Genomic DNA, 4,555 nt, shown 5'->3' with positions numbered 1-4,555 from the left:
TGTGGGCCGGCCCGCGTGCGCCGGCCGCCACACCCCCCGGGTTTCAGGCCAGGCGGAAGGTGCCGACGGCCGCTTGCAGGCGCTCGGCCTGATCGCGCAAGCTGCTGGCGGCGGCGCTCGACTCCTCGACCAGCGCGGCGTTCTGCTGCGTGGCCTGGTCCAGCAGGGTGACGGCCCGGTTCACCTGGGCAATGCCCTGGCTCTGCTCGCTGCTGCCCGAGGCCACCTCGTCCATCAACTGGCTGACACGCTGCACCTGCACGATGACCTCGTCGATGGAGCGGGCGGTGGCTTCTGCCAGGTCGTAACCCTCGTCGACCTGCGCCACGCTGTCGGCGATCAAGGTCTTGATTTCACGCGCGGCCTGGGCACTGCGCTGCGCCAGCGAACGCACCTCGGCCGCCACCACCGCAAAGCCTCGACCTTGCTCCTCTGCGCGGGCCGCTTCCACCGCCGCGTTCAGCGCCAGGATGTTGGTCTGAAACGCAATGCCATCGATGACGGCGTTGATGTCGGCGATGCGCGCACTGGTCTGCTTGATGGCTTCCATCTTCTGGCGCACCTGCGCAAAGTTGCGTCCACTCTCGGCTGCCCCGCCTGCCACCTGGGACGACAGCCGATTGGCCTCGAGCGCCGTGTCGGCGTTGTGTCGCACCGTGGCCGACATTTCTTCCATGGACGAGGCCGTCTCTTGCAGGGACGAAGCCTGCGTCTCGGTGCGTGAGCTCAGGTCCAGGTTGCCTTGTTCGATCTGGCTCGACGCGGTGGCCACCGACTCGCTGGCAGCACGGATGCCGCCCATCGTGTCTCGCAGCTGGGCCACGGCGCGCGAGATCGCGCGCTGCACCTGGCCGATTTCATCGCGTTGACTCGAGCTGGCGCGCAGGGTCAGGTCACCGCGTGACAGGGCCTCGGCCGCATCCACCACGTTTTGCATGCCTTGCGCCGTGTTGCGCGTGATGGCCACGGCCAGCATGCCGCCCAGGCCCGACATCAACAGGACCACCAGCAAGGTCGCAATGATTTCGCTGCGCTGAGCGTCGGCACGCTGGGTCAGCAAGACATCGAGCTCTTCGACCACGGCATCGCTCAAGGCGAACTGGGGCAGGATGGCCTGCGTGGTGGCGTCGAAGTACTGAGGCCCGCTCATCTCGTGGGTGTCGGCTCCTTTGGCCACGGACAGCGCCAGCGCCTGCATCCGGCTGTGAGCGGCCACGGCCTTTTCAACGGGGCCGGCCAGCACCCGCTCGACGCTGGGGTTGGCCGCGCGGGCCTTGGCCAGGGAGCGCTCCAGGTCATCGAAATGCGTGCGCGAGGCGTCGACCAAGGTGGAAAGCGTGCTGCGCTCGTCCGGGTCGGTGCTGCGCTCGACCAGCATGCCGGTGCCTCGGGCGCGCGCCAGGCCCATTTTTTCGGAGAGGCGGGGCAGGTCGCGGAAGGCCGCGGTGATCAGGTAGTAGCAGGCCATGTCGGCGTCCAGGGCCATGCCACTGGCACCGGTCTCGTCCTCCAGAAAATGGAGCATCCGGTTGACCAGGGCGGTGTGCGCCTTGAGGCTGTCGGGCGGCGCGATGCCCGCCTGGCTGACTCGGCTCGCAACGTCTTGCCAGGACGCCCTCATGGCCTTGAGCTCAGGCTGCAAGCCCTCGCGCGGCAGCGCGGTGTAGAGCTGCTCGACCTCCGCAAAGACCTGGTCGATGGCCTGCTGACGGGCCTGGCGGTCGGCTGACTTGCTGGCTTCACCGTTGAGCACCGCGTTGCTCAGGCCTCGGTGCTCCTGCGTCAGGCGCACCATTTTGAGCAGCAACCTCACGGGTGGCAGCCCGGCTCGCTCGTCCTCCAACGCCCGGTACAAGCCCCAGGAGGTGCTGATCACCGACAGCGTGGGGGCGGCCACCATGACCAGGGCCACCAGGGACAAAACCAGGAACTTGCGCCCGATGGGCAGGTGATGGATCCAGCCGAACGTGGCTCGCACTCCCGTGCGCGGGTGGGATCGATCCCCGAGGCCGCTGGCGCGCGCACGGACGCCAGGACGTCGCACCGCCCGGCTTTGGACGGGGCTCAACTCTCTTCGGCAGCCATGCGCCCCGCTTGAGACCGACTGAACGCAAATTGTTCGGTGCAGCGAGAAAAAAGGGCGGCCAGCCGTCCCTAGAATGTTTGCGCCCTACCCATTCGAAGGCCTCCCGCATGTCCGACATCCGCATCCGCGGCGCCCGCCAGCACAACCTCAAGAACCTCGACCTGGACATCCGCACCGGTGAGCTCACCGTGGTGACCGGCCCCAGCGGCTCGGGCAAGTCCTCGCTGGTGTTCGACACGCTCTACGCCGAGGGGCAGCGCCGGTACGTGGAGACCTTCTCGGCTTACGCCCGCCAGTTCCTCGACCGCATGGACCGCCCGGCGGTGGACCGCGTCGAAGGCGTGCCACCGGCGATTGCGATCGACCAGACCAACCCGGTGCGCACCTCGCGCTCGACGGTGGGCACGATGACGGAGCTCAACGACCACCTCAAGCTGCTGTTCGCCCGCGCGGCGCGCCTGTTCGACCAGGCCACCGGACTGCCGGTGCAGGAAGACTCGCCGCAATCGGTGTTCGAGGCGCTGCTGCGCCGCTGCGCGCTCTCGGAAGGCGGCCGCCGCGTGGTGGTGACCTTCGGCGCCGAACTGCCCGCCAACACCTCGCCCGAGCAGATGGAAGAGTGGCTGTCGGCCAGCGGTTTCTCGCGCATCCAGGCGCAGCGGGTGGTGAAGGTGGCAGCCGATCCCGGCGCCGCGCCCGTGGCCAAGAAGGCGGCCAAGAAAGCCGCCGCCAAGAAGACCACGAAAAAAACAGCCGCCAGCGCTGACACCACCCTGGCCGAGGACGAACGCCTGGTGCTCGATGTCGTCGTCGACCGCTTCCGCATGGGCGCCGACGCCTCGGGCGCTGACCTCGACCGCCCCCGCGTGATGGAGGCCCTGGAAGTGGCCTTCAAGCGCGGCAACGGTCACGTCACCGTCTACGCGCTGAGCCTTGACGAAGCCGAGCCCGAACTCTGGCGCTTCTCCAGCGGCCTGCACTGCCCCGAAAGCCACCGCCGCTACAGCACGCCCACGCCGGGCATGTTCTCGTTCAACTCGGCCGCGGGCGCTTGCCCCACCTGCCGGGGCTTCGGCCGCGTCATCGGCGTGGACTGGGGCCTGGTCATCCCCGATGGCAAGAAGACGCTGCGCGGCGGCGCCATCAAGCCGCTGCAGACGCCCGCCTGGGCCGAGTGCCAGGCTGACCTGGTCAAGTACGCCGGCGACGCCGCCATCCCGCGCGACACGCCCTGGTCGCAACTCACCACCGAGCAAAAGCACTGGGTGCTCGAAGGCGACCCGGACTGGAAGGGCAACTGGAACAAGCAGTGGTACGGCATCCGGCGCTTCTTCGGCTACCTCGAAAGCAAGGCCTACAAGATGCACATCCGCGTGCTCTTGTCGAAGTACCGCAGCTACACGCCCTGCCCCGACTGCGAAGGCGCGCGCCTGCAGACCGAGTCGCTGCTGTGGCGCCTGGGCTCGCAGGCCGATGCCGACGCGGTGCTGCCCGCGGCCCAGCGCTTCAAGCCCAAGGGTGTGGCGCTGGACCGAGATGCCTTCGCTGCCCTGCCCGGCCTCAACGTTCACGACCTGATGCTGCTGCCGATCTCGCAGCTGCAGCGCTTCTTCGGCTTCGTCACGCTGCCCAACCAGGGTGACCAGGAGGCCCTGCAGCTGCTGCTCGACGAGATCCGCACGCGCCTGAAGTACCTGGTCGACGTCGGCCTGGGTTACCTCACGCTCGACCGCCAGAGCCGCACGCTCTCGGGCGGCGAGGTGCAGCGCATCAACCTGACCACCGCCCTCGGCACCTCGCTGGTCAACACGCTGTTCGTGCTGGACGAGCCTTCCATCGGCCTGCACCCGCGCGACATGGACCGCATCAACCTGGCCATGCAGCGCCTGGTGGACGCCGGCAACACGCTGGTGGTGGTGGAGCACGACCCCGCCGTCATGCTGGCCGCCGACCGCGTCATCGACATGGGCCCCGGCCCGGGCTCGCAAGGCGGTCGCATCGTGTTCGATGGCACACCGGATGACCTCAAGCAGGCCGAGACGCTGACCGGCGCCTACCTGGGTGCGCGCCGTCGCATCGGGATCGGACAACGCCGTCCCGTGCAGGAAAACACGCCACGGCTGGTTCTGCAAGGCGCGCGGCAACACAACCTCAAGGACCTGAACGTAGACTTCCCCCTGCAGCGGTTGGTGGGCGTGACAGGCGTCAGTGGCTCGGGTAAATCCACCCTGATCCAGGACATCCTGCACCCCGCCCTGCTGCGCCATTTCGGCGAAGCGACCGAGAGCCCCGGCGAGCACGACGACCTGCTCGGCGCCGACTGGCTGAGCGCGGTCAGCTTCGTGGACCAGTCGCCCATCGGCAAGACGGCGCGCTCGAACCCGGCCAGCTACGTGGGCGCCTTCGACGCGGTGCGCACGCTGTTCGCGGTGACGCCGCTGTCGCGCGAACGCGGCTACACCGCCGGCA

Annotated in this window: 2 protein-coding genes; one reads left to right on the top strand and one right to left on the bottom strand. The window is 68.5% G+C overall.

Features of this window, described 5'->3' with window-relative positions; all coding sequences use genetic code 11:
- Positions 1-43 precede the first annotated feature (43 nt).
- Entirely contained in the window at positions 44-1,978 is a 1,935-nt protein-coding gene (locus B2W70_RS04860; protein WP_286743416.1) for a methyl-accepting chemotaxis protein, read from the bottom strand.
- Positions 1,979-2,193: 215 nt separating this feature from the next.
- On the opposite strand from B2W70_RS04860, the gene B2W70_RS04855 reads away from it, so the two are divergent.
- The coding region (locus tag B2W70_RS04855; protein ID WP_286743413.1) for an excinuclease ABC subunit UvrA at positions 2,194-4,555 on the top strand (2,362 nt) is incomplete at its 3' end.

Origin of the sequence: Aquabacterium sp. UBA2148, from assembly GCF_002328915.1 — a bacterium.
GTDB lineage: Bacteria > Pseudomonadota > Gammaproteobacteria > Burkholderiales > Burkholderiaceae_C > Aquabacterium > Aquabacterium parvum.
The sequence above is the reverse complement of the archived record's forward strand: the minus strand, read 5'-3'. Positions and strand labels throughout refer to the sequence as shown.